Here is a 23,873-nt window from a genome sequence, read left to right as displayed (position 1 = left end):
TACAACAGCTAAAATGCACAACGGCGCGGGAAACCGCGCCGTTTTCGTGTACCTGCGATGCTTCGGCCGCTCAGGCCTTGTCGACCGGAGCCTGATCGGAACGCTCGGGCGTTTCCTTGCGCGAAGCGGAAAGATAGGTGTCGAAGATCTGCTCCATGCTCTTCTGGTAGCTCTTCTGCACTTCAAGCCCGCTGTCGAACATGGTGTTGACCATGGCCGCAAAGCTTTCCTGCGCTTCCTTCTCCGGAGCCTTTGCCGGCTCTGGCTGGGCTTTCACTGCCCCGGTCGGTTGCCCGGTCATTTGCGCAGTATAGGCGGCCGCCATGTCCTGGAAGGCCTTGGTGAAGGGGTTGTCGATGAAGGGGTTGGCGGCTGCCTGTGGTTCCGGCTTCTTCTGTCCGCCCATCATGTCCTGGAAGGCGCGCATGAATGGATTGTCGAACATCGCCGCTGCCATTGCCGCCGGTTGGGGCTGAGGCTTCGGCTGCAGCCCGGTATTTTCCAGCCATTGCTGCATCATTGCGCCCATCGGTGTTCCGGCAAAGGCATTGGCGCCAGAGAACTGCCCGGTGGTCTGCTTGAAGAGTCCACCCATCAATGTATCCGCCATGACAGGCATCATCTGTTTCAGGATGTCCTGCCCAACGCCCGTCAGTTGGGCGGCCTGCGCGGCGATGGCCCGCGACACTTCCTTGGAGCCGAAGAGTTGCTGCAGAACCTGATTGCCGTCGGCGATGCCCTGTGGCGTGAAGGCCGAGCTCATGTCCTCGAAATATTTGGCATAGTTGCCCGAAGTCATCGCCTGGACGAGGGCCGAGAAATCGTAAGGATTGGTGGTGTTGCGCTTGAAGCCCGAGGCGAAGGCCGGCATCAGCGCAGCAACTGCCTTGGCGGCCTGTTCCTGCGCCAGACCATATTGTTTGGCCATGGCGTCCATCGCCATGCCGTTCTGCGCCTGCATCATCATGTCGAACAGCGGCAGCATGGCATTTCTCCCCGGATGCGTGCAGTTGATTCAGCACTATATCCGGAATGGCCATCAGGCAAACCGCTTTTTGCCGGATGGCTCAATGCCAGGCGCGGCGCGACCGCTTGCTCAGTACTGATAGTCTTCGAATACCGGCTCGACCGACCCGTTCCAGCGTCCGTGGTAGAGAGCCAGCATGTCATCGGCCAGCGTCATCCGCTTGGCAAGAACCTCGTCCAGCGTGTTTAGGAACACAGTCTCGTCCTGGCCTTCGGAATTCAATTGGCCGCGCGCCTTGAGCCCCGCGCGTGACATTTCGACGACTTCGCGTGCTACCTCCATCAGCGGGCGCCCCGCGACCGAAGCCTTGAGCCCCTGGACCGGAACCGCATCGCGCATGGCAATCACGTCGTCGACGGTCCAGTCGGCAGTCAGTTCGTCGGCCGCAGCCAGCGCCGTTTCGTCGTAGAGCAGGCCGACCCAGAGCGCCGGCAGCGCGCAGATGCGCCGCCACGGGCCACCGTCGGCGCCACGCATTTCGAGGAAGCGCTTCAGGCGCACGTCGGGGAAGAGGGTGGAGAGGTGGTTGGTCCAGTCGCCCAGCTGCGGCGCCCAGTCGGCGACTTCGCCCTTTAGCGCACCATCCATGAACTGGCGGAAGGTGATGTGGGTGCAGTCGTGGTAGCGCCCGTCGCGCACTATGAAATACATCGGGGCATCGATGGCCCAGGCGACGTAATCGCCGAACGAGAAGTCCTTCGAGAAGGTGAAGGGCAGCACGCCGGCGCGGCGATTGTCGGTGTCGCGCCAGATGTCGCCCCGCCAGGAGAGAAGCCCGTTCGGCTTGCCTTCCGTAAACGGCGAGGAGGCGAACAGCGCGGTTGCCAGCGACTGCAGCTTCATCGACACCCGCATCTTCTGCCGCATGTCGGCTTCCGAGGAGAAGTCGAGATTCACCTGGATCGTGCAGGTCCGGTACATCATGTCCAGCCCCTGGCTGCCGACCTTCGGCATGTAGCGGGTCATGATGTCGTAGCGTGACTTCGGCATGCGCGGCGTCTCGGCCAGCGTCCATTTCGGGCTGCCACCGATCCCGAGGAAGCGGATGCCCATCGGCTCCGCGACTTCCCGCAGCACCGCGAGATGCTGGTTCGATTCCTTGCAGGTCTGGTGCAGCGTTTCCACGGGTGCGCCGGAAAGCTCGAACTGGCCGCCCGGTTCGATCGAGATTGCGCCCATGCCATGCTGCTCGCCGAGCCCGATGATGTTATCGCCGTCCATGATCGGCTCCCAGCCGAGCTTGGACTGCATGCCCTTGAGGAGCGCCGAGATGCTGGCCTCCCCATGATAGGGAACCGGGCTGTTGTCGGCCCGGAAGAAGGCGAACTTCTCGTGCTCGGTGCCGATCCGGAACTGCTCCTTAGGCTTCGACCCTTCGGCCAGATAGGCCGCCATGTCGTCGAGAGTGCCGAGAGGGGTCTGGTCGGTCGTGTCACGGGCCATGGAAGCTACCTTGCTGGGCGTCGTCGGTGGGCACAGTTGAGCCCATCACTGAGGCTGATTGAACCGGATTTCTGTGCCGTGCAAGTGAAAATCTCTCATGCTCGGCTCAAAAAACTGGAACGAAGTGAAGCGGAAATAAAGCTTAGCGCCAGTCGCCGATGGCGGCCTGCACGACGGCCATTGCGGCGACTGCGGCCGTGTCGGCTCTGAGGATGCGGGGCCCGAGCGGAATGGCCGTCACGAAGGGCAGGGACCTCAGCAACTGACGCTCCTCGTCGGAGAAGCCGCCCTCTGGGCCGACCAGAAGCGCGAGCGACTTTTCCTCGATCCGCGACAGCGCGGGCAGGGGATTTTGCGTGGTGCTGTCTTCGTCGCAATAGATGATCCGGCGTTCTGCGGGCCAGCGCTCGAGGAGGTCGCGAAGCTTCACCGGCTCGGTGACCTTCGGAATGGCAAGCACACCGCATTGCTCGGCAGCTTCCACGGCATTCGCCTGCAGGCGATCGATATTGCCGATCTTGCCCTGGACGTGTTGCGTCATCACCGGCTGCAGGATGCCGGCGCCCATCTCGACCGCCTTCTGCACCAGATAGTCCATGCGACCGACCTTGAGCGGCGCAAACAGGAAATGCAGGTCGCAATCATCAGGCTGCGGACGCGTCTCTTCGGCCGGCGTGATCATGATCTTTTTGCGTGTCGGAAAATGCACGCGCGCCTTCCACTCGCCATGCCGTCCGTTGAAGACGAGCAATTCGGCACCCTCTTCGAAACGAAGCACATTGGCGAGGTAGTTGAACTGCTCCGCCGTCGCCTCGAAGGCTTGGGCAAGAGCAAGGTCGGCGGTCACGTAGAGCCGCTGCATCCGGTAATTGGCACGCATGATGGTCTCGTCTCCGGGATCAAAGAGCGATCAGAGACATAACCCAATACAGCACGGCTGCAAGGCCGGCAGATGCCGGAACGGTGATGATCCACGCCGCTACGATCGTCATGAAGTGTGAGCGGCGCACCAGATAGCGACGGCGGATCTCTTCCGGATTGCGCTCCGGCTTCGGCTCGATCACAAAGCGCTCGGCCTTGTTGCGCATATATTCCATGCGCCGCTTGGAATTGCGCGTGTACCACTCACGGAAGAAGCCGACGCCGAACACGGCACCGACGGCGATGTGCGTGGAGCTGACGGGCAAGCCAAGCGCGGAGGCGACGATGACGGTGATGGCTGCCGAAAGCGAGACGCAGAAGGCACGCATCGGGTTGAGCTTGGTGATCTGTTCGCCGACGAGCCGGATCAGGCGCGGACCGAAGAGCAGCAGCCCCAGCGAGATGCCGGCAGCACCGATGATCATGACCCAGAAAGGCACTGTGACCTGCCCGGAAATCTCGCTGTCCTGCGCGGCATGCACGATGGCAGACAGCGGACCGATGGCGTTCGCCACGTCGTTTGCGCCATGGGCGAAGGAAAGCAGGGCAGCTGCAAAGATCAGCGGCAACTGGAAGAGCTTGCGCAGCGACTGGTTTCGGTTCTCCAGCCCGCGCGACTGTCTGCGGATCAGCGGCACGCTGAGCCACCACGACAGGAAGCCGAAGGCAAGGCCGATCAGGCAGGCCTGCAACAGGCTGATGGAAATGAGCTTGTTGAGGCCCTTGAGCGCCAGATAGGCAGTGAAGGAGCCGGTCATGATCCCGATCAGCAAGGGCACCCAGCGTTGTGCCGCCAAGATCTTGTCCTCGCGGTAGACGATGAATTCCTTGATGAAGGCGAGGAAGAGCGCCGCGATCACACCGCCGAGGATAGGCGAAACGACCCAGCTTGCCGCGATGCCGCCCATGACGCCCCAGTCGACGGCAGACATGCCCGCTGCCGCGACACCTGCGCCCAGCACGCCGCCCACCACGGCATGGGTCGTGGATACAGGTGCGCCGATCCAGGTCGCAAGGTTGACCCAGAGAGCCGAGGAGAGCAGCGACGCCATCATCGCCCAGATGAAGACATCGGCACTCGGCATCTTGGCCGGATCCACGATCCCGCGCGAGATCGTCGACACGACGTCACCGCCGGCAATCAGAGCCCCTGCCGTTTCGAAGATCACGGCGATGGTCAGAGCCACGCCCATGGTCATGGCGCGTGATCCAACGGCAGGTCCGACATTGTTGGTCACATCATTGGCGCCGATGTTCATCGCCATGTAGGCGCCGATCGCGGCCGCCGCGACGATGATCCACGCGCCCGGCCGGTCCATGGCAAGCGCTCCGGCAAACACGGTGGCGAGCACCATGAAGATAAGCGCGATGCCAAGCGGTGCAAAACCTCGTGAGACGTGCTGCGCCGCTTCCTCGACATGGGCGATCTTGTCGAGATCCTTGTCGAGCGTCGGCTTCACGAGTTTTGGCTTTGGCTTGCCCATGGCGGGTGTCTCCGGAAGAGGGTCCCTGTCCGGTTTCCTCATTCTCTTGTTGTAGCGGCAGATGATGACGCATAGTCCGTGGGCCACAGGCACGTCACGGCATATCTCATCGGGTCGCAGAAGCCCCTAGCGACAAAGGGGCTGCGCTGCAATATGACAGTTTTGTGACAGTCGCTTTCAGGCCCGTTTTGCAGCCTTTTCTGGGATTGGCGCGGGCATTTGTGTCAGCTTCGGGAATTCCAGGAACAGTGACTTGAGTTCCGATTCCTCGACGCGGGTGGCTGCTTCCGCGCAACTGACCCACTCGAGACGACGAACGCCCTTCTCGGGGAACTCCTTGACGAAGCCTTTCACGTCGAGCGCGTGGACCTGAACGCGGGTAGGCACCTTGTGCCCGCCACGCATCTTCTTCATGTAGGTATAATAGCCGACGGGCTCGATGCCCGCCTTGCCCTTGACGCCAGCCTCTTCAAAGGCCTCTCGCTCGGCGATGGCATGGGGCTGCTTGCCCGGCATGTGCCAGCCCTTCGGGATGACCCAACGCCCGGTATCCCGGCTTGTGATCAGCAGCACCTCGAGCTCGCCGGTCTTCTTGCGCGTCCGGTGACAGATCGCAGCAAACTGCTGCCGCGGCGGACGCTGCAGCATGAGCCTGAGGTCAGATGTGATACGGCCAATGATACCCAATGAACTTGCACCTCGATTCGTTTTTAAGACTACGCCAAAACGCCGCTCGCTTGCGGCCAATCTTGCGTGGATGATACGCTTTTCACACGATGGTTATCGCTGCCTATCAGGTGTAGGCGCCATGTGTTCAATTCAATGCGACATTCGGTACTCGAAAGTCGCATTTGCCGACATCTAGTTGTCTTTCGACGTCGCAAACACGCCGAATTCCTTCAGCCCGTCAATCACGCCGCGGGCCGCGGTCCCTTGAGTGGCGATCATGCCCGGCCGTGCCTGCGCGAGGCTGACGAGTTCGGGAAGCGCATTGCCCGGCATGATGCCGCGCACGCCATCGAGCTCGAACATCGCCCTGTCATTGCCGGTGTCGCCCGCAACCACCACCTCGTCCAGGCCGATCTCAAGCTCGCCGCAGAGCCAGGTGAGCGCCTTTCCCTTGTCGGCGACATCAGGCAGAACGTCGAGATCGCGGCCGCTGGAATAGATGACCCGTGCTCGATGACCAGAACTGGCGAGCATCTGTTCCAGTTCCAGAATATCCTGCGCCGTCGCATCATGGAGATACCAGCTCGACTTGTAGTCATGCTGATATTGTGCCGGTTGCCGCGTCAGCCGCTCCATCATCACGAGTTCCGCCTCGATCAGGTCGACATCGAAGCCATCAGCGATCAGCGCCGTATACTGGTCCGACAGATGAGGATGGTCATACGAATGCACCATGGTGCCGACGCCGCCGATCAGAAAATCGGCTTGCGGCAAACCTTGTTCCCATGTGAATTCCATGATGTCCTCGAGCAGGCGGCCACTGTTGTAGACCAACAGCGGTCGCTCGCCGTCCGGCAAGGTCTGCCACAGCCGCGCGAACTCGACTGACGCATCGCGGTCCCCCGCGAGCGTCCCGTCGAGATCGGACGAAAAGAGCCGGATCGGTTTCAATCCCCGTCGTTCCATGGTTCTGCCCAGTCGCTTTCTTCAAGAGCTTGCGCCACCGGACGGCCTTCCACAAGAGCCACGAGTTGCTGAGCGATCCCGGTCCAGGTGAAAAGACTGCGAGCCTTGTGCGCACCCATGCGCGACAACCGCCCGTAAAGCCTCGGATGCTTGAAGGGCTTCATCATGGTGATGCCGAGATCATATTTGTCGAAGGGGTCGGCAAACAGCGCATGACGACCATAACTGACGGCGCGGAAGAGGCCGCCATGAATGGTGACGATCGTCGGCGTGCCGCTCGCCATGGCCTCGATGGCCGTCATGCCGAAGGGCTCGTAGCGACTGGAGAGTACAAAGAGATCGGCGGCGCGATACATGTCAGGCAGGTCTTCGTCGGGAATGAAGCCGGAGAACTCGACCTTGTCTGAGATGCCGAGATCGGTCACCTGCTGCTTAAGCTGGGCTAGGATCGTCTCTTCCTGCGCATCGAGGCTTTCCCCACCGAGCGCCAGCCGCAACCGCGCGTCCGGCACGCGCTCCGCCATGACGGCAAAGCCGTCGATCAGGAGATCATAGCCCTTGTTGGTTGCCAGTCGCCCGAGTGCCAGAACCGTTTTGCCTTCGAAGCCGAAGCGTTGGCGCACCATCTGCCGAGAGGATTCCGAGACCGGATAGAAGCGATTGTCGTCATAGCCAGGCGGGATCATGTGCACGCGATTGCGTGCCAGTCCATAATCCTCGGTCAGCATGTCCAGCTGGATCGGCGTGGTGGCAATCACCAGCTGGCAGCTGCGATAGACGATCAACTCGTGCTGGATGCGTTCCTTGAAGTTGAATTCCTCGTCGAACCTGTCGGCGCGCTCCGGATAGTCGGTTTCCATCTGCCGCTTTTTCCACATCCCAAGCGAATGCGGCGTGTGGATATGCGGCACGCGAAGCGCTTCCGACAGGCGCTGTCCGGCAACGCCGGCATCCCAGTAATGGCTGTTGATGAAGAGGTAGGTCAGTCTCTCGCGCTTGATCCAGCGCAGAGCCTTCTCGTTCCATTCGGTCAGATGCCGGTGCAGATATTCCTTGGGAATGAAATCCCGTCCGCCACAGGGAATGCGCACGACGCGCACGTTTTCGTCCACCTCGTCGATCTCAGGCTGGTCTTCAAAGCGGCGGGTGAAGATATCGACCTTGTGGCCGAGCTGGGCGAGTTTCTTTGCAAGTTCGAGAACATAGACCACCTGGCCGCCGGTATCGGCGGCTCCGAGTGGCGGCTGGGCTGCGACGTAGCCATGCGTTGAGACGAGCGCGATGCGCGGCGTCTCATGCGGATCCGTTTGAAGTGCCATAATCCCCACCTTCTGAAAATTTCGTTCTTAAGAAGCGGGAATAGTAACGCACTAGGTCGGGAATTGTTTCGTTTTTTAGATGAAATTTTCGCGACGAACCGGAACCTTTACGTCCGGGCCTTCGCAAGCGCTCACGCCGTCGTCCCGACGATGACGATATGGAGTGCCCGTGGGCCGTGGGCACCCAGCAGCAATGTCTGTTCGATATCGGCAGAGCGAGACGGCCCGGTGATCATGTTCACCGTGCGCGGCATCGTCTCGCCCTGAGCCTTCCGGAGGTTCGCCCAGAGGCTTTCCATATCCCCGACAATCGCGGCCGCCTCGACGACGACGATGTGATGGTCGGGCAGGAAGTTGAGTGTCACCGGGTTGTCGGGCCCAGAGAGAACGCAGAGCGTACCCGTCTCGGCGATCCCGCCGAAGGCGTGACTGACCGCGACAAGGTCATTGCCGTCGGACGCGCCAGATCGGACCTCCAGCGTGCCGGCTGTTTGCCAGGAAAGTGATGTCAAACGGGGATCGCCACCGATGCGGATGGAGGCCGGCAGGTTGCGCTGCTTCAGATACTCCGCGACGGCAGCCGGCACGCTGCCGGATGTCGCGAGCCGCTCCGTCGTCGCATTGTATTTTTCCGCCATGGCGATGAAGAGGGCGAGCCGCTCATCGGCCGGAAGCTGGCCGCGCTTCGGAATGATTCCTTGCGGGCGCTCGACAAGGCGATTTGCTACGACTGCTGCTCGCTCGCCGTCGCCTCCGGTCGCTTTCAGCGAGGTGCGGATGCGGGAAAGAATGGCCTGGCGGCTGTCCATGGTTCAGGCTCCCTGCTTCTGGCGTGCGGCCCATTGCTGGGCAAAGGTCTGCCCCTCCGGTGCCGGCAGATCGCGAATGTCGGTCCAGCCCGAGGCAAAGGGCAGGGACGCGATGCGTCCCCGACTGCCGCCGATCAAGCTCAGCATACGCGCGCCGATCGATGTCGCCATACGATAGAGCTTCGGTCGCTTGGCAAAGAAGGCCCAGACACCCAGCCCGTAGCGCGCCGTGGCCGGGTTCAGATGTTTCTCGAACTCGCGCTCGCGCCAGTGCCGCATCATCTTCGGCAGCGGGATGTGCATGGGGCAGACGCTTTCGCAGCGCCCGCAGAAGGTCGAGGCATTCGGCAGATGCCCTGAAATGTCGACACCGAACAGCGACGGCGTCAGCACCGCCCCCATGGGCCCCGGATAGACCGAGCCATAGGCATGGCCGCCGACGGCGTGGTAGACTGGACAGTGGTTCATGCAGGCGCCGCAGCGGATGCAGCGCAGCATGTCCTGGAACTCGCTGCCGAGCATGGCGGTACGGCCGTTGTCGAGCAGGATGACGTGATACTCCTCCGGCCCATCAGGATCTTCGGCCCGGCGCGGCCCGGTGGAAAAGGTCGTATAGACGGAAATGTCCTGGCCGGTCGCCGAGCGGGCGAGAAGCCTGAGGATCTGCGAACAGTCTTCAAGCGTCGGCACCAGCTTCTCGATCGAGGCGACGACGATGTGCACCTTCGGCAGCGATTGTGTCAGGTCGCCATTGCCCTCGTTGGTGACGATCACGGAGGTGCCGGTCTCGGCGATCAGGAAGTTGGCGCCGGTGATCCCGACATCTGCCTGGAAGTAACGCTTGCGCAGCACCTGCCGCGCTTCGGACAAAAGCGTTTCCGGTGCTGTGAGGTCGCGCTTCGGGTCGAGATGCGTGTGCACCCGGCGGAAATCCTCTTCCACCTGCTCCTTGTTGAGATGCACCGCAGGCGCAATGATATGGCTCGGATGCTCGCCGCGAAGCTGGATGATGTATTCACCGAGATCAGTCTCGACCGGTTCGATCGCATGTTCGGAGAGGAAGTCGTTGAGATTGATCTCCTCCGTGATCATCGATTTGCCCTTGGTCACGGTCTTTGCCCCGACCCGCCGGCAGATGTCGAGCACCAGCTGGCGCGCATCCTCGGCGCTCTCGGCCCAGTGCACATGGCCGCCGGATTCCGTCACCTTGTGCTCATAGGCTTCGAGATAGAGGTCGAGATGGGCGAGCGTGTGGTTCTTGATCTCGCGGCCCTTGTCACGCAGGGCGTCGAATTCGGGAAGGGCAGCGACTGCGGCCGCACGCTTGGCGATGAAACCCTTCTCGACATTTGTCAGCGCCTTCTGCAACTGGCCGTCGGCCAGCGCTCGGGCTGCATTGTCCTTGAACTGCGGGGCGGTGAATTGCATGCCTTCCTCCTCCCTTGGTGTCCGTTACTTGCCGCTGCCGGCAATCGGCCGGCTGTCGGTCATCCCGGCCAGCACTTCCGCGACGTGCCGAACCTCGATGGTCGAGCCCTCGCGCTTGAGCTTGCCCGCCATGTTCATCAGACAGCCCATGTCGCCGGCGAGCAGCAGATCGGCGCCGGTCTCCCCAATCATCGCCGTCTTCTTCGACACGATCTTGCCTGAGATATCGGGATATTTGACGCAGAAGGTGCCGCCGAAGCCACAGCAGACATCCGAGCCTGTCATCTCTTTCAGTTCCAGCCCCTCGACGCTGGACAGAAGCGCGCGCGGTTGCTTTGCGATGCCGAGTTCCCTGAGGCCAGAACAGCTGTCGTGATAGGTCACGCTCTTGCCGAGCTGGACCTTGACCTCGGTCATCCCTCTGACATCAGTGAGAAAGGAAACGAGCTCGAACACCTTGTCCGAGAAGCGCCGACAGCGCTCCTCCCAGAGCGGATCGCCCTTGAAGAGCTCGGGATAATGCATCTTCAGCATGGCCCCGCAGGACCCGGAGGGGAGAACGACATAGTCGAAGCCTTCGAACTGCTCGATCACCTGCTTTGCCAGATCACGCGTATCCTTGGTGTCACCGGAATTGTAGGCCGGTTGACCGCAACAGGTCTGGGCGATCGGCACGTGCACGTCGCAGCCGGCATCCTCGATCAGCTTTGCCGCAGAAAAGCCGACGCTCGGCCGGAAGAGGTCCACAAGACAGGTAGCGAAGAGGCCGACCTTCGGCCGGATTTGGGCTTGGCTCACGCTTTTGTCTCCGTTTTCGAAAGGTTAGCCGTACGGCCCGTGCGACCGCCGTCGCGCCGGATGAGCCTGAGTTTCGCGACCCGTCCCCATTCGCCGGCTCGCGCGCTTTCGTCGGCCGCCCGCATGACGAAATCGATATGCGCCTGGGCTGCAGCCTTGGCCGCTTCCGGATCGCCGGCGAGGATCGCGTCATGGATCGCTACATGCTGATCCAGAAGCCGCTCCCGCGCATTGGGTAGCGAGAAGACGGCCTTGCGGTTGAAGAAGATGCCCTCCGACAGGAGCCGGTAGCAGGCCCGCATGGTGTGCAGGAGAATGATGTTGTGCGCCGCCTCACCGACGGCATTGTGGAATTCCACGTCGGCCGCGAGTTCGTCTTCCGGCTCCTGGATCCCGTGGGCGTGACGCATGTCCTCGATGATCCGGGACAACAGCGCCTTGTCGGTCTCCGTCGCCCGTTGGGCCGCCAACTCTGCCGTCAGGCCCTCGAGTTCACGGCGATATTCGAGATAGTCGCGCGTGGCGCGGGCATGCCGAGAAATGAGATCGGTGATCGGCTTGGAAAACACCTGGCCGATGATGTCGGCAACGAAGGTACCGCCGCCATGATGGCTGATCAGCAGTCCCCGGTTTTCCAGCTCCTTGAGCGCATCGCGAAGGATTGGCCGCGACACCTCGAGCGACTGGGACAATTCCCGCTCGCCCGGCAGCCGGTCACCATCACGCAACACGCCGTCGAGGATCAAAAGCTCGATCTGCTGCACCACCTCGTCGGCGGTGCGGCTGTGGCTGACGCCGGAAAACAGTGTCTGGTCGCTCTCGATCATTACCCTCTCCATGCCGTTTCATAGCAAGCGGAATGACAAGTGGTCAACTTTGTTGTCCAGTTGACTGCTGCGCAATTCGTCGAAAGCGGGGCTGTGACGTTTGCACCTTTGCGCTGACGCGAGCGCACTGCTAGCTTGCGATAGGGCAAGGGAGACGGTCGGCGTGGCAAAGGGTGATTTTGCATTTCCAATGGCGCCGGAGCGGGCGCTGGCGCTCGGAGAAATCCATGCCAGACCCTATGCGCTGGTCAAATCCGGCCGGGTCATCTTCCAACTTGCCTTCATGATGGATGGCGGTTCGGCCGTGCATCATGCGGCCATTTCCGAATTGTCCCGCGCCCGCGGCGTCGCCCCGCCGGAGAAGAATGGACGCTATCATTCGCTCGCCTGGGGGCAGGGGACGCTGCGTTGGGAAAGGCATACCGAGTTTTCCACCTGGTTCTGGGATGGGCCGCTGCCGGAGAGCTTCGGTGGCGAAGTGCCGATCCATCCCTTCGGCGACGGCTTCATCGCCCCCGGTCCGCTGATTTCGGGGATCCGCCTCGAACTTCGCCCTGATGGTCCCGAAATCGCCGATGCCCATGCCGCCTTCGATCCGGCAAGCCTTTGCTATAGCGAATTGAAGAACGGCCAGGCGGCTGTGCTCACCGACTTTCGCCAGGACGGTCATGGCCTCACCCAGATCCTCGTCATTGACAGAGGCATGACCGAAGCTGGCCGCGGCGCCGTGGTCCAGCGCCTGCTCGACATCGAGACCTATCGCACCATGGCCATGCTCGGCCTGCCGCTCGCCCAGACACTCTCGCCCGAGATCCGCCGCATCGAGGACGGTCTGACCGCCGTCACCCAGCGGATGAAGGCACACGCCCGCGACGAATCCGACGAGATGCTTTCCGAGCTCACACGCCTTGCCGCCGAACTCGAGGCCAATGCCGCTTTGAGCCTCTATCGGTTTGGGGCCAGCCGCGCCTATGACGGCATCGTGCGCGAGCGTATCAAGACGCTGGATGAAACGCCGGTGCCCGGTCACGAGACGCTGGGCTCCTTCCTCGAACGGCGCCTGGCGCCCGCCATGCGCACCTGCCAGTCGATCGAGGAACGTCAGGCCAACCTCTCGCGGAAACTCTCGCGTGCGACGGCTCTCGTCCGGTCCTGGATCGATGTCGAGCTGGAACGGCAGAATTCCGACCTGCTGACCGCCATGAACAGCCGCGCCGAAATGCAGCTGCGCCTGCAGCAGACCGTCGAAGGCCTCTCGGTCGCCGCCATCTCCTACTATGTTGTCGGCCTCGTCGGTTATGCCGCCAAAGCCATCCCGCACGACCTCCTGCCCTTCGACACGGCCATCATCACCGGTATTTCGGTGCCGCTCTCCGTGCTTGGCGTCTGGTGGGTGGTTCGACGGATCCGTAGGAGCCACGAACGGCAAGGCTGATCAGCTCTTGCTGACGCGCCCTGCGGATCGATATATGATCGCAGACAAGCGGCGGATGACAGGCAGAATGGCGAAGCAGACCAAGGCGAAACTCGACAAGAAGGGGCTGTCAGGCCTTGGGCTCGAGAAACTGGTCGATATCCTCTTGGAGGAATCCGCGGCCAACAAGGCGCTGAAGGCACGCCTCCAGACGGCGCTCGCCGGCGAAACCGGGCCGGATGAGATGGCCCGCCTGATCGACAAGCGCCTCGATGCGATCGACCAGGCGACGACGCGGATCAACAAGGCACGCGCCCGTGATCTCGCCGGGGAATTTGCAGCCCTTGCCCGCAACATCCTCTCCGAACTTGGGTCAGCCGATCCTCAGGCCGCAGCCGAGCGTATTGTTCGTTTCCTCGGCCTGCGCTTTCCGGTCTCCGCACGTTTGGCCACGGACAATGCTCGCCTGTGGAAGGTTTTTGACGACACGGAACTGGCGACACTCGACCTCATCAAGACCGTCGGGGCCGAGGAGCAGGTCCTTCTCGTGCCGCATATCGAGCGCCTGCGGTTGCGCGATCGCTACGGTGAGCACACCGGTTTCCTGCGTGCGCTGACCGGCGTCGTCTCAGGCCCGGCCGCGAAGGCATGGCGCAAGGTATTGGCCGAAGTCCTGCCCTCCGAACCCCTGAAGCTCGGCGCTCTTGACCTCCTGCAGTCGCTCGCTTTGCATCAGGGCGATATCGACGATTTCCTGGTGCTCGAACGCCAGAAGCCCGAAAACCGCCGCGATACGCTCGCTGTCGCCGAATTGCTGCATCAGGCCGGTCGTTTCGAGGCCGCGCTGGAATGGGTGCGCGAGCGCCCGCGTGGCGTCCGCCTGATCCCGGTCAACGGAGTTCTTGCCTCCGTCGGTCCGGATTATGGCGCCCATGAGCGCCGTCTGCTGGAAGCCGAGATCCTCGAAAAGCTGAAGCGCCGCGAAGACGCGCAGGAACTGCGCTGGCGCGAATTCGGCGAAACCCTCGATCCATCCGTACTGAAACTCTACCTGTCGAAGCTCGACGATTTCGCCGAATTCGATGAGCTCGACCGTGCCTTGGCGCTGGCGAAAGAGCACGAGGACATCTATCTCGCGCTTGATTTCTTCCTCGCCTGGCCGCGTCTCGATCTTGCCGCCGCCCACGTCCTGCGCCACCAGCATGATTGGGAAGGCCGCCACTACGACGATCTCGCCCCAGCCGCCGAAGCGCTGTCGGCAAAGGAGCCGCTGGCCGCCGTCGTGCTCTACCGTGTACTAGTCGAAGATATCCTCAGGCGCGGCATCGGCGTGGCCTATCCCCATGCTGGCCGTTACGTCGGCGAGCTCGCGCGCCTCATGCCGAACCTGCCCGAAGGTCTCGGCCTCTCGACCCACGCCGCCTTCCTCGCCGAACTGCGGCGCAATCATTCGAAGAAATACGGGTTCTGGAGTTCGGTGCCAGGCGGGCTATCGGGCTAGTCCTAACGTTCCCAATAGGGCACCGGCCCGTAAAGCTCCGCCAGATAATCGATGAACAGCCGTACTTTTGCGGGCAGGAACTGGCGGCTCGGATAGACGGCCGACAGGGCCACGTTGCGCGAGCTTTCATATTGCGGCAGCACCTGCGCCAGCTTGCCGCTCTTCAGTTCCGCGCCGACATCCCAGGTGGAGCGCAGCGCGATCCCGAGGCCGGCAATGACTGCTTCGCGGAGCACCTCGCTGGAATTGGTGATCAGCATGCCCTCGGGCCTGAGTGTCACCGGCCCGGTCGGACCTTCCAGGCGCCATGAATCGTGATTGTGTGCTGGCAGGCAGCGATGCTTCTTCAGGTCGTCGAGGGTTTCAGGCGTCCCGTGCGCAGCAAGATAGCTGGGAGCCGCGCAGAGCACGCGGCGCACCGGGGCGAGCCTGCGCGCAACGAGCGATGAATCGTTCAACTCCGCGATGCGGATCGCGAGATCGAAGCCGCCGCCGACGATGTCGGTGAAGTCATCCGACAGCACCAGATGGATGGCGAGGTCCGGATGCGCCTCCATGAAGGGCTTCAAGTGCGGCGCCACATGCATGCGGCCAAACGAGGTCGATGCCGAGATCTTCAGCGTGCCGTTGACCTCCGAGGAGCGACCCGACGCGAAGGCTTCGGCCTCTTCCAGCCCGCCCAGCACGGTCAGCACCCGCTCGTGAAATCCCTGGCCGGCTTCCGTCAGCGAGATCTGCCGTGTCGTGCGCTGCAGGAGCCGTGTGCCGAGCTTGTCCTCCAGCCGCTTGATGCGTTTGGACACAACGGCGGGCGACAGACCGAGGTCGCGTGCCGCGGTCGACATGCTGCCGGCCGCAATCACACGGACGAAGACTTCGAGATCACCGAGATTGGTCATGAGTGAGCGCCACTGTTTCCGATTTGGTCATAAGTGCATAGCATTTGCTCCACGAAAGTCCTAGTGGTAATAAAAATAGACCAGTTGAGCGGCGGCCGCTGCGCAGCTAGGATCTGGGCAAAGAGGGGAGACATTTCATGAGCGAAGCCATCGCCTTTCTGCCGCCGAGGCCCGACGTCCTGTCGCGCCGCGCCGAGATCCTCGCCGACTTGAAGGAGCTGGTGCCGCAAGGGCGGCTCGTCGAGGAGCGAAACGCACTCGTCCCCTTCGAGACCGACGGCTTCATCGCCTATCGCCGCCGCCCGCTCGCGGTCGTCCTGCCCGAGACGACAGCCCAGGTGGCTGCCGTCATGAAATACTGCCATCGCTACGGCATCCCCGTCGTGCCCCGTGGCGCCGGCACCTCGCTATCAGGCGGCGCCATTCCGCAGGAAGATGCCGTCGTGCTCGGCCTCTCCGCCATGACCCGGATCCTTGAGGTCGACTACGCCAATCGCTGCGCGACCGTTCAGGCCGGCGTCACCAATCTCGCGATATCGGATGCCGTTGGCTCTGACGGCTATTTCTACGCTCCCGATCCAAGCTCGCAGCTCGCCTGCACCATCGGCGGCAATATCGCCATGAATTCTGGCGGCGCCCACTGTTTGAAATACGGTGTGACCACCAACAACCTGCTCGGCGTGAAATTGGTCCTCGTCGACGGCACGGTGGTCGATCTCGGCGGCAAGCATCTGGACGCCGAGGGTTATGACCTGCTCGGCCTCGTCTGCGGCTCCGAGGGCCAGCTCGGTATCGTCACCGAAGCCACCGTTCGCCTCCTCGCCAAACCCGAAGGCGCGCGCCCCGTGCTCTTCGGTTTCGACAGCGCCGAGGAAGCCGGCTCTTGCGTCGCCGATGTCATCGGCGCCGGCATCATTCCGGTCGCCATCGAATTTATGGACAAGCCCGCGATCGAGATCTGCGAGGCCTTCGCCAAGGCCGGATATCCGCTCGACGTGGAGGCCCTGCTGATCGTCGAGGTCGAGGGCTCCGAAGCCGAGATGGACGCGATGCTGGCCGCCATCGTCGAGATCGCCAAGCGCCATGGGGTCAAGACCGTGCGAGAAAGCCAGTCCGCCAACGAGGCCGCCCTCATCTGGAAAGGCCGCAAATCCGCCTTCGGCGCCACCGGCCGCATCGCCGATTACATCTGCATGGACGGAACCGTGCCGCTCAGCCAGCTCGCTTACGTGTTGCGCAAGACCTCCGAGATCATCGACCGCTACGGCCTGCGCGTCGCCAATGTCTTCCACGCCGGTGACGGCAATATGCACCCACTGATCCTCTACAACATCAACGACCCTGATGACGCAGCGAAGGCCGAAGCCGCCGGCATGGAGATCCTCAAACTCTGCGTCGACGCCGGCGGTTGCCTCACCGGCGAACACGGCGTCGGCATTGAGAAGCGAGACCTGATGCTGCACCAGTTCACCCAGGTCGACCTTGACCAGCAGATGGCCGTGCGCTCGGCGTTCGATGCGGACTGGATTCTCAATCCGTCGAAGGTCTTTCCGCTGGAGGGGAGAGGATGATGACGAGTATGCTGAACCCCTCGACCGAAATCGAAGCCGCCGACGTCATCCGCGATCATGCCTCCCGCAAGACCCCGCTCCACATCCGCGGCGGTGGCAGCCGTGCGGGCTTTGGCAATCCTACAGCCGCAGACGCCACTCTCTCTTCCGCAGCCCTCACCGGCATCGTCGAATACAATCCCGCCGAAATGGTCATCACGGCCCGTGCCGGCACACCCGTTGCGGAGATCGAGGCGGCCCTTGCCGAAAACGGGCAAGGCATGGCCTTCGAACCCATGGACCATCGGGGTGCCATGGGCACCTCGGGCACGCCCACCATTGGCGGCCTGTTCGCGGTCAACAGCTCCGGTCCGCGTCGCTTCACGGCAGGTGCCGCCCGTGACCATCTGCTCGGTGTGCGCTTCGTCAACGGGGCAGGGGACGTCGTGAAGGCCGGTGGCAAGGTGATGAAGAACGTCACGGGCCTCGATCTCGTCAAGCTGCTCGCCGGCTCCCACGGCACGCTCGGTTTCCTCACCGAAGTCACTTTCAAGGTTCTGCCCGTGCCGAAAACGGCGACCACCATCGTTCTCTCGGGCCTGGAAGACGAGCAGGCGATGAAGGCGCTCGCCGCTGCCCTGTCGCTCTCCGTCGAGGTCTCCGGTGCGGCCCATCTGCCGGAAAGCGTGCGTGGCCGATTCATTGGCGGCAAGCTTCCTCAAGGTGCGGCCACGGTCATGCGCCTGGAGGGGCTCGAAGCCTCGGTAGCCGTGCGTGCGGAAAAGCTGATGGCCGCCGTTGCTGGTTTCGGCCCGGTCAGCCGTCTCGACGCTGAAGACACCAAAGCGCTCTGGGCAGAAATCCGCGATGTCATGCCCTATGCCGATGGCACGGCCCGGCCGCTCTGGCGCCTGTCCATGGCTCCGTCGCAAGCCTGGAAGCTGGTCGCGGGCCTCAGGCTCCGCGCCGGCATCGACGCCTATTACGACTGGCAGGGCGGTCTCGTCTGGATGCGTATGGAGGCTGATCCCGAGGCAGAGGTCTTGCGCCATGGCATCCGCACCCTTGGCGGCGGCCATGCGACGCTGCTCCGGGCAGCACCTCAGATCCGCGCCGAAGTGGCCAGCTTCGAGCCGCAGGCTCCGGCGGTTGCCTTGCTTTCGGGCCGGGTCAGGGCAAAACTCGATCCTCACGGGATTTTCAATCCCGGACTGATTGCATGAAGGAGTTTTGTCATGACTGATCCGAATTACCAGCCGCCCGTTTCATCCGGCGAGGGCTGGTTCTCCCCTGGGCGTATGAATGTGCAGGTGGTCTACTGCCTCTATCTCGTCAGCTTCGTCGTCGGCCTCACCGGCATCGTAGGTCTGATCATGGCCTATGTGAACCGCGGCAAGAGCGAGCCTTGGGTCGACACTCATTATACCTATGCCATCAGAACATTCTGGATCGGGCTGCTCTATGCGCTGATATCAAGCATCCTGATGCTTGTTGCCGTCGGCGTCATCCTGATTTTCGGCGTCGCCATCTGGATCGTCGTCCGCTGCGTCATCGGCCTGCAGAAGGCCTCGGCCGGCGAGCCGATCGCCCGTCCCACCAGCTGGTGGATCTGAAAACGAATGAAGGGAGCGGCCCTGCCGGCCGCGCTTTGGGAGGATTTGCGTGCAGACCAATTTCACCGCCGAGCAGCTCGCCGATCCCCACGTCGCGGAAGCCGAAGCCATCTTGCGCAAATGCGTGCATTGTGGCTTCTGCACTGCCACCTGTCCCACCTATGTGACGCTTGGCAACGAGCTCGACAGCCCGCGCGGCCGCATCTACCTGATCAAGGACATGCTGGAGAACGGCCGTCCGGCGGATGACCAGATCGTCACCCATATCGACCGCTGTCTCTCCTGCCTTGCCTGTACGACGACATGTCCCTCCGGCGTCGACTACATGCATCTGGTCGATCATGCCCGCATCCATATCGAAAAGACCTATCGCCGCCCGCTGATGAACCGGCTGACGCGCAATATGCTGGCCATGGTTCTGCCCTATCCGGGCCGCTTCCGTCTGGCCTTGAAGCTCGCCGCCCTCGGGCGCCCCTTCGCCGGCATCTTCGATCAGGTAAAGTCACTCAAGCCGATGGCCGCCATGTTGAGGCTCGCGCCTTCCAAGGTCGCACCACCCTCGAACTTCGCCAAGCCCGCTATCCATGCCCCAGCTGCAACCCGCCGTGGCCGTGTCGCGATCCTCACTGGCTGCGCCCAGCCCGTCCTCGATCCCGGTATCAACGAAGCCGCGATCTCGCTGCTCACCCGTCTTGGCGTCGAAGTCGTTGTACCGCAAGGCGAGGGCTGCTGTGGCGCACTCGTCCACCATATGGGCCGCGAGGAACAGGCCCTCGACAGCGCTCGCCGCAATGTCGATGTCTGGACCCGCGCCATCGAAGCGGGCGGTCTCGACGCGATCATCGTGACGACGTCTGGCTGCGGTACGACGATCAAGGACTACGGCCACATGCTGCGCCTCGATCCGGCCTATGCTGAAAAGGCAGCGCGCGTTTCGGCACTCGCCAAGGACGTCACCGAGTATCTTTCGACCCTCGATCTGCCGGTCGCGGAGACGAAGGGGCTGACCGTCGCCTATCATTCCGCCTGCTCGCTGCAGCATGGCCAGAAGGTGACGATGGCGCCAAAACTTCTGTTGAAGTCGGCCGGCTTCACGGTCAAGGATCCGCCGGAAGGCCATCTCTGCTGCGGTTCAGCCGGCACCTACAACATCATGCAGCCTGAGATTTCAGCCAGGCTGAAGGCCCGCAAGGTGAAGAATATCGAGGCGACGAAACCCGATATAATCTCTGCCGGCAACATCGGCTGCATGACCCAGATCGGCTCGGCGACCGGCATTCCCGTCGTCCATACGGTCGAGCTTCTGAACTGGGCCTATGGCGGTCCTCGTCCGAAAGCGCTGGATCGCCGCACGGCGGTTTAGGCGAATTGTTAAGCGGTTTCTGTAAGACTTGTCCCGGGATGAAGCATCCCGGGAGATCGTCATGGCCAAGAGAACACTGCCCTTTGTATTCCTGTTTCTGTGTCCCATGGCGGTGCCGGCTGCAGCCATAGAGCGCATCTATTGCGCCAGTTCCGACCCGATCCTCGACATGTCGCTGGAAAGTGGCTTCAGCAATAAGGATCAGGAAAGGATCGTCCATTTCCGCGGCATGGCTGGCGTGAAGGACAAGGCGGCGCCAGCGGGCTTCCAGCGCTTCCAGATCACCTCGAAAATGCTGAAGCAATACTGGATCGATGAGCGCGACCTGCGCTTCAGCATCCATGCCTTTGCCCCGGAAAGGGAGCCGCTCTATCGCGTGTCTGTGGCGATGATCACCGACCGTAATTCGAGCACCACAAAGCGGTTTACCGGGCGCTACGACCTGAAGGTCGTCAAGCTGAAGATGGGCAGCGCCGTCGGCGGCGAGCAGATCCTCTCCCACGAGGGTGATATCTTCTGCGACATCAAGCGTTGACCGAGTGACACGAACCGAAACGACAACGGCCGCATCTTGGCGATGGGGCCGTCTGCATTTCATGAGTAATGTTTGGGCTCAGCCGCCGAAGATCGTGCGCAGGATGTCCACGCCCTTGTCGTCGAAGGAGACGTCGCCCTGGCGATTGCCCGGGCCGATCACGATCACCTTGGAGCCGATATCGGCGCGCTCGTAGAGATGCTCGACATCCTTGTTCATCATCCGAATGCAGCCGGACGACATGTTGAGGCCGATGGTCCAGGGCTGGTTCGTGCCATGGATGCGGAAGATCGTGTCACGGCCGCCCTTGTAGAGATACATGGCGCGCGCGCCGAGCGGATTGTCCGGTCCGCCTTCCTGCACGACCGGCAGGATATGGCCCTTGGCGGCTTCGCGGCGGCGCATTTCTGCCGGCGGGCGCCATGACGGCCATTCCGCCTTGCGGCCGATCTTCACCACGCCCGACCAGCCGAAGCCTTCGCGGCCGACGCCGACGCCGTAACGGGTCGCGCGGTTGTTGCCTTCTACATAGTAGAGAAACTTGTTGTTCGTATCGATGATGATCGTGCCCGGCTTTTCGTCCGTTGTCAGGCGCACGACCTTGCGCTTGAATTTTTCCGGTACTTCCTTGCGCTGCTGGGCAACAAGCGTCACATCGCTGGTCGTCTGAATGCGATTAAGGCTGATGGCGCTGGCGGGCGCCGGCAAGGCGATGGTAAGCGCGATGACCGCCACCGCCGCCTTGCGAAGAGTCGTGTTGAACATAGACAATCCCCCTGATTTTCAGGGCTGAGAGCCTAGCCGCTTCGCCTATCAAAGCAAGCGCTAATCGATGTATTGTGATATTGCCTGTGCCCTAGATCACAATGACCCTGGTGCCGACCTTCACGCGCTCGTAGAGATCCGTCACATCCTCGTTGCGCATGCGGATGCAGCCGGAGGAAACGCCGTTGCCGATCGACCAAGGCGCGTTGGTTCCATGAATGCGATACAGCGTCGAGCCGAGATAGAGCGCGCGGGCACCCAGCGGATTTTCCGGGCCGCCCGGCATGTGGGCAGGCAGGAAGTGCCCCTTGGCTGCCTCGCGGGCGATCATCTCCTGCGGTGGGCGCCAGTCCGGCCATTCGCGCTTCGCGGTCACCTTGTGCGTGCCGGCCCATTCGAAGCCTGGCTTGCCAACGCCTACACCGTAGCGCTTTGCCATGCCGTCGGCCATCACCAGGTACAGGAAGCGCTCGCGCGTATCGATGACGATCGTCCCCGGCTTGTGCTTGGTCTGGTACTGGACCATCTGCGGCAGGAATTTCGGCTCGATCTGCGTGCGCACCGGCTTGTCCGGCCGCATCGCGACCTGTTGCGGCGCCGGCTGCTGCTGCGGGAAAAGAACACGCCGCTGCTGCACGAGACGACGCTGCTGCTGCACCGGCTGCTGACGCAGCACCTGTTGCGGCTGCTGCACCACCCGCTGACGCCCTGCCGGAACGGCCTGACGCATGCGCTGTGGCGTGGCAGAACTGCGCGTCTGTGCCGGAACGCCGCCGAGTTGCAGGACCCAGGATGCCTGGAGGTCGGGACTGACCATCACAGGCGGACGGCTCTTGTAGCGATCACTCGCATGGACAGGCAGGGCAATCGACAGGCTGGTCAGCAAGGCCAGTAACAGGGAACTCTTCGACATCGGACAACTCACGAACTAGGGACCGGATGCGGCGGCACAACATGCCGCCAATTCGAGCCGATGGTGCCAGAGCGAAGGCCGCCAATTGGTAAAGAGGCGTTCATGAAAATGCGATCAAGGCTGTAAACCTTTCGGAAGGGTTAGCGTCCGGTTTGGAAAACTCGTGAACAAATGGTAAACGAATTTCCGCATCGGAGAGAATCGCATGGACATGATCGCGGAAGGCCTGATCCGGGGAGACGACGGCCTTGACCGTTGCTTCTGGCATGGCGGCCTCGAAGACTATCGCCACTACCATGACGAGGAATGGGGGCGACCGGTCACCGACGATGTGAGGCTGTTCGAGAAGATCTGCCTCGAAGGTTTCCAGTCCGGCCTGTCCTGGCTGACGATCCTCAGGAAGCGGGAAAATTTCCGAGCAGCCTTTGCCGGTTTCGACTTTCACGCAGTGGCCGCGTTTGGCGATGACGACATCGCCCGATGCCTCGCCGATGCCGGCATCATCCGCCATCGCGGCAAGATCGTCTCAACGATCAACAACGCCCGCCGCGCGATCGACCTCACGGCGGAATTCGGCTCGCTGTCTGGTTACTTCTGGAGTTACGAACCTGACGCCTCGGAACGCCCGGAGCGGATGGACTATGCCACTCTAAGGGCCAATCCGACATCGCCCACCTCGATCCGCCTGTCGAAGGATCTGAAGAGACGCGGCTGGACCTTCGTCGGCCCGACCACCGTCTATGCCTTCATGCAGGCCATGGGCCTGGTCAATGACCACATCGAAGGCTGCTGCCGACGCGCGCCGACCGAGGAATTACGGATCCGCCTCGTTCGCCCCTGATCAGGCGAGGCTGGCGACGAGATCAGGCACATGCCCGAGATCCGGGATCTCGCGAAAGCGCGGCGCCTCCTCGGGCTTGTCGACATGCTCCAGCACCCAGGTCAGTTCATGCGGCACGAAGACACCCCAGGCGCCGGCGGCGATGGCCGGCACGATGTCGGATTTCAGCGAATTTCCGATCATCATCGAGCGCTCAGGTCCCTCGCCATGTTTGCCGAACACCCGACGATAGGTGGTGGCCGTCTTGTCCGAGACGATCTCGACCGCATCGAAATAGTCGCCGAGGCCGGATTGTGCGAGCTTGCGTTCCTGGTCGAAAAGGTCGCCTTTGGTGATCAGCACCAGGAAATATTTGCCCGAAAGCGCCTCCAGCGTATCACGCGCATGCGGCAGGCATTCGACGGGGTGGCCGAGCAGATCGCGTCCGATGCCAAGGATTTCGCTGATCACGGAAGAGGGCACGCGCCCCTCGGTGATCTCCAGCGCCGTCTCGATCATCGATAGTGTGAAGCCTTTGATGCCGAAGCCGTAGTGGGCAAGATTGCGCTTCTCGGCCTCGAGCAAGCGCTCGGACACATGTTCGCCCTCGGCAAACTCGGAGAGCAGACTGCGAAAATGGTGCTCCGTCAGCTTGTAGTATTGCTCGTTCTGCCAGAGCGTGTCGTCGGCGTCGAAGCCGATGACGGAGACAGGGCGGTTGGGCATGACGCCTCCTTTTTCGATCAGGAAGCGAGAGACTATTCCCTCTCTCGGGCAAAGCAATGGCGCCCAAAGGCGCCATCACAGTT

Annotated in this window: 23 protein-coding genes; 8 read left to right on the top strand and 15 right to left on the bottom strand. The window is 62.2% G+C overall.

Annotated features, from left to right (window positions below):
* Positions 1–70: 70 nt before the first annotated feature.
* The 11 genes from BSY240_RS09165 to BSY240_RS09115 form a co-directional block, all read right to left on the bottom strand.
* On the bottom strand, positions 71–985 hold the full coding sequence (locus BSY240_RS09165) for a DUF937 domain-containing protein (protein WP_069042086.1): 915 nt from the start codon (positions 983–985) through the stop codon (positions 71–73).
* A gap of 111 nt (positions 986–1,096) precedes the next feature.
* Positions 1,097–2,470 carry a glutamate--cysteine ligase gene (locus BSY240_RS09160; protein WP_069042085.1) on the bottom strand — a complete coding sequence of 458 codons (1,374 nt, stop codon included), beginning with the start codon at positions 2,468–2,470 and terminating at the stop codon, positions 1,097–1,099.
* A 142-nt stretch (positions 2,471–2,612) separates the two neighbouring features.
* Complete coding sequence (locus tag BSY240_RS09155; protein WP_054148771.1) at positions 2,613–3,350, bottom strand: 16S rRNA (uracil(1498)-N(3))-methyltransferase; 738 nt, start codon at positions 3,348–3,350, stop codon at positions 2,613–2,615.
* Between the two features lie 19 nt (positions 3,351–3,369).
* Positions 3,370–4,875, bottom strand: a complete 1,506-nt coding sequence (locus BSY240_RS09150; RefSeq protein ID WP_054148772.1) for an inorganic phosphate transporter — start codon at positions 4,873–4,875, stop codon at positions 3,370–3,372.
* Between the two features lie 177 nt (positions 4,876–5,052).
* Positions 5,053–5,562 (bottom strand): NUDIX hydrolase, encoded by a 510-nt coding sequence (locus tag BSY240_RS09145; RefSeq protein WP_171901561.1) that lies wholly within the window; start codon positions 5,560–5,562, stop codon positions 5,053–5,055.
* 174 nt (positions 5,563–5,736) lie between these two features.
* Positions 5,737–6,495: an HAD-IIB family hydrolase gene (locus tag BSY240_RS09140; RefSeq protein ID WP_069042084.1), complete on the bottom strand. Its 759-nt coding sequence runs from the start codon at positions 6,493–6,495 to the stop codon at positions 5,737–5,739.
* Positions 6,492–7,829: a glycosyltransferase family 4 protein gene (locus tag BSY240_RS09135; RefSeq protein WP_069042083.1), complete on the bottom strand. Its 1,338-nt coding sequence runs from the start codon at positions 7,827–7,829 to the stop codon at positions 6,492–6,494. The genes BSY240_RS09140 and BSY240_RS09135 overlap by 4 nt, the downstream gene beginning before the upstream one ends.
* Positions 7,830–7,960: 131 nt before the next feature.
* A complete protein-coding gene (locus tag BSY240_RS09130) occupies positions 7,961–8,638 on the bottom strand; it encodes a LutC/YkgG family protein (protein WP_069042082.1) in 678 nt (225 codons plus the stop codon).
* Between the two features lie 3 nt (positions 8,639–8,641).
* Positions 8,642–10,066, bottom strand: a complete 1,425-nt coding sequence (locus BSY240_RS09125) for a LutB/LldF family L-lactate oxidation iron-sulfur protein (protein WP_069042081.1) — start codon at positions 10,064–10,066, stop codon at positions 8,642–8,644.
* A 24-nt stretch (positions 10,067–10,090) separates the two neighbouring features.
* On the bottom strand, positions 10,091–10,864 hold the full coding sequence (locus BSY240_RS09120) for a (Fe-S)-binding protein (protein ID WP_069042080.1): 774 nt from the start codon (positions 10,862–10,864) through the stop codon (positions 10,091–10,093).
* Complete coding sequence (locus BSY240_RS09115) at positions 10,861–11,691, bottom strand: FadR/GntR family transcriptional regulator (protein ID WP_069042079.1); 831 nt, start codon at positions 11,689–11,691, stop codon at positions 10,861–10,863. The genes BSY240_RS09120 and BSY240_RS09115 overlap by 4 nt, the downstream gene beginning before the upstream one ends.
* Before the next feature lie 163 nt (positions 11,692–11,854).
* On the opposite strand from BSY240_RS09115, the gene BSY240_RS09110 reads away from it, so the two are divergent.
* Positions 11,855–13,126 carry a DUF3422 family protein gene (locus BSY240_RS09110; RefSeq protein ID WP_054148779.1) on the top strand — a complete coding sequence of 424 codons (1,272 nt, stop codon included), beginning with the start codon at positions 11,855–11,857 and terminating at the stop codon, positions 13,124–13,126.
* 67 nt (positions 13,127–13,193) lie between these two features.
* A complete protein-coding gene (locus tag BSY240_RS09105; protein WP_069043913.1) occupies positions 13,194–14,606 on the top strand; it encodes a DUF6880 family protein in 1,413 nt (470 codons plus the stop codon).
* A gap of 2 nt (positions 14,607–14,608) precedes the next feature.
* Here BSY240_RS09105 and BSY240_RS09100 read toward each other — a convergent pair whose 3' ends face one another.
* On the bottom strand, positions 14,609–15,505 hold the full coding sequence (locus BSY240_RS09100) for a LysR family transcriptional regulator (RefSeq protein WP_069042078.1): 897 nt from the start codon (positions 15,503–15,505) through the stop codon (positions 14,609–14,611).
* Positions 15,506–15,642: 137 nt separating this feature from the next.
* Here BSY240_RS09100 and BSY240_RS09095 point away from each other — a divergent pair, with 137 nt between their 5' ends.
* The 5 genes from BSY240_RS09095 (at position 15,643) to BSY240_RS09075 (ending at position 20,566) form a co-directional block, all read left to right on the top strand.
* Positions 15,643–17,076 (top strand): FAD-linked oxidase C-terminal domain-containing protein, encoded by a 1,434-nt coding sequence (locus BSY240_RS09095; RefSeq protein WP_069042077.1) that lies wholly within the window; start codon positions 15,643–15,645, stop codon positions 17,074–17,076.
* A gap of 8 nt (positions 17,077–17,084) precedes the next feature.
* Complete coding sequence (glcE, locus tag BSY240_RS09090) at positions 17,085–18,278, top strand: glycolate oxidase subunit GlcE (RefSeq protein WP_069043912.1); 1,194 nt, start codon at positions 17,085–17,087, stop codon at positions 18,276–18,278.
* A 12-nt stretch (positions 18,279–18,290) separates the two neighbouring features.
* Entirely contained in the window at positions 18,291–18,668 is a 378-nt protein-coding gene (locus BSY240_RS09085; RefSeq protein ID WP_054148783.1) for a DUF4870 family protein, read from the top strand.
* A 49-nt stretch (positions 18,669–18,717) separates the two neighbouring features.
* The gene (glcF, locus tag BSY240_RS09080; RefSeq protein ID WP_069042076.1) at positions 18,718–20,031 is read left to right on the top strand and encodes a glycolate oxidase subunit GlcF; all 1,314 of its coding nucleotides are present in this window, start codon (positions 18,718–18,720) and stop codon (positions 20,029–20,031) included.
* 61 nt (positions 20,032–20,092) lie between these two features.
* Positions 20,093–20,566 carry a hypothetical protein gene (locus BSY240_RS09075; protein ID WP_054148785.1) on the top strand — a complete coding sequence of 158 codons (474 nt, stop codon included), beginning with the start codon at positions 20,093–20,095 and terminating at the stop codon, positions 20,564–20,566.
* Between the two features lie 78 nt (positions 20,567–20,644).
* On the opposite strand, the gene BSY240_RS09070 is transcribed toward BSY240_RS09075, so the two are convergent.
* The gene (locus BSY240_RS09070; RefSeq protein WP_069042075.1) at positions 20,645–21,331 is read right to left on the bottom strand and encodes a L,D-transpeptidase; all 687 of its coding nucleotides are present in this window, start codon (positions 21,329–21,331) and stop codon (positions 20,645–20,647) included.
* Between the two features lie 91 nt (positions 21,332–21,422).
* Positions 21,423–22,244, bottom strand: coding sequence for a L,D-transpeptidase (locus tag BSY240_RS09065; protein WP_069042074.1), 822 nt, complete (start codon positions 22,242–22,244; stop codon positions 21,423–21,425).
* Positions 22,245–22,455: 211 nt separating this feature from the next.
* Between BSY240_RS09065 and BSY240_RS09060 the strand changes: the two genes are divergently transcribed.
* Entirely contained in the window at positions 22,456–23,085 is a 630-nt protein-coding gene (locus BSY240_RS09060) for a DNA-3-methyladenine glycosylase I (RefSeq protein WP_054148975.1), read from the top strand.
* Here the strand turns inward: BSY240_RS09060 and BSY240_RS09055 are convergent, their stop codons facing one another.
* Entirely contained in the window at positions 23,086–23,790 is a 705-nt protein-coding gene (locus BSY240_RS09055; protein ID WP_069042073.1) for an HAD family hydrolase, read from the bottom strand.
* Positions 23,791–23,873 lie beyond the last annotated feature (83 nt).

This window comes from Agrobacterium sp. RAC06 (assembly GCF_001713475.1).
Classification (GTDB): Bacteria; Pseudomonadota; Alphaproteobacteria; order Rhizobiales; family Rhizobiaceae; genus Allorhizobium.
This window is presented reverse-complemented; position numbering and strand designations above follow the sequence as displayed.

Excerpts from the sequence above, each read along its gene's own strand:
- BSY240_RS09165 (WP_069042086.1), bottom strand. The coding sequence starts at position 985 with ATGCTGCCGCTGTTCGACATGATGATGCAGGCGCAGAACGGCATGGCG.
- BSY240_RS09160 (WP_069042085.1), bottom strand. The coding sequence starts at position 2,470 with ATGGCCCGTGACACGACCGACCAGACCCCTCTCGGCACTCTCGACGAC.
- BSY240_RS09155 (WP_054148771.1), bottom strand. The coding sequence starts at position 3,350 with ATGCGTGCCAATTACCGGATGCAGCGGCTCTACGTGACCGCCGACCTT.
- BSY240_RS09150 (WP_054148772.1), bottom strand. The coding sequence starts at position 4,875 with ATGGGCAAGCCAAAGCCAAAACTCGTGAAGCCGACGCTCGACAAGGAT.
- BSY240_RS09135 (WP_069042083.1), bottom strand. The coding sequence starts at position 7,829 with ATGGCACTTCAAACGGATCCGCATGAGACGCCGCGCATCGCGCTCGTC.
- BSY240_RS09130 (WP_069042082.1), bottom strand. The coding sequence starts at position 8,638 with ATGGACAGCCGCCAGGCCATTCTTTCCCGCATCCGCACCTCGCTGAAA.
- BSY240_RS09125 (WP_069042081.1), bottom strand. The coding sequence starts at position 10,066 with ATGCAATTCACCGCCCCGCAGTTCAAGGACAATGCAGCCCGAGCGCTG.
- BSY240_RS09115 (WP_069042079.1), bottom strand. The coding sequence starts at position 11,691 with ATGATCGAGAGCGACCAGACACTGTTTTCCGGCGTCAGCCACAGCCGC.
- BSY240_RS09105 (WP_069043913.1), top strand. The coding sequence starts at position 13,194 with ATGGCGAAGCAGACCAAGGCGAAACTCGACAAGAAGGGGCTGTCAGGC.
- BSY240_RS09100 (WP_069042078.1), bottom strand. The coding sequence starts at position 15,505 with ATGACCAATCTCGGTGATCTCGAAGTCTTCGTCCGTGTGATTGCGGCC.
- BSY240_RS09095 (WP_069042077.1), top strand. The coding sequence starts at position 15,643 with ATGAGCGAAGCCATCGCCTTTCTGCCGCCGAGGCCCGACGTCCTGTCG.
- glcE (WP_069043912.1), top strand. The coding sequence starts at position 17,085 with ATGCTGAACCCCTCGACCGAAATCGAAGCCGCCGACGTCATCCGCGAT.
- BSY240_RS09085 (WP_054148783.1), top strand. The coding sequence starts at position 18,291 with ATGACTGATCCGAATTACCAGCCGCCCGTTTCATCCGGCGAGGGCTGG.
- BSY240_RS09075 (WP_054148785.1), top strand. The coding sequence starts at position 20,093 with ATGGCCAAGAGAACACTGCCCTTTGTATTCCTGTTTCTGTGTCCCATG.
- BSY240_RS09070 (WP_069042075.1), bottom strand. The coding sequence starts at position 21,331 with ATGTTCAACACGACTCTTCGCAAGGCGGCGGTGGCGGTCATCGCGCTT.
- BSY240_RS09065 (WP_069042074.1), bottom strand. The coding sequence starts at position 22,244 with ATGTCGAAGAGTTCCCTGTTACTGGCCTTGCTGACCAGCCTGTCGATT.
- BSY240_RS09060 (WP_054148975.1), top strand. The coding sequence starts at position 22,456 with ATGATCGCGGAAGGCCTGATCCGGGGAGACGACGGCCTTGACCGTTGC.
- BSY240_RS09055 (WP_069042073.1), bottom strand. The coding sequence starts at position 23,790 with ATGCCCAACCGCCCTGTCTCCGTCATCGGCTTCGACGCCGACGACACG.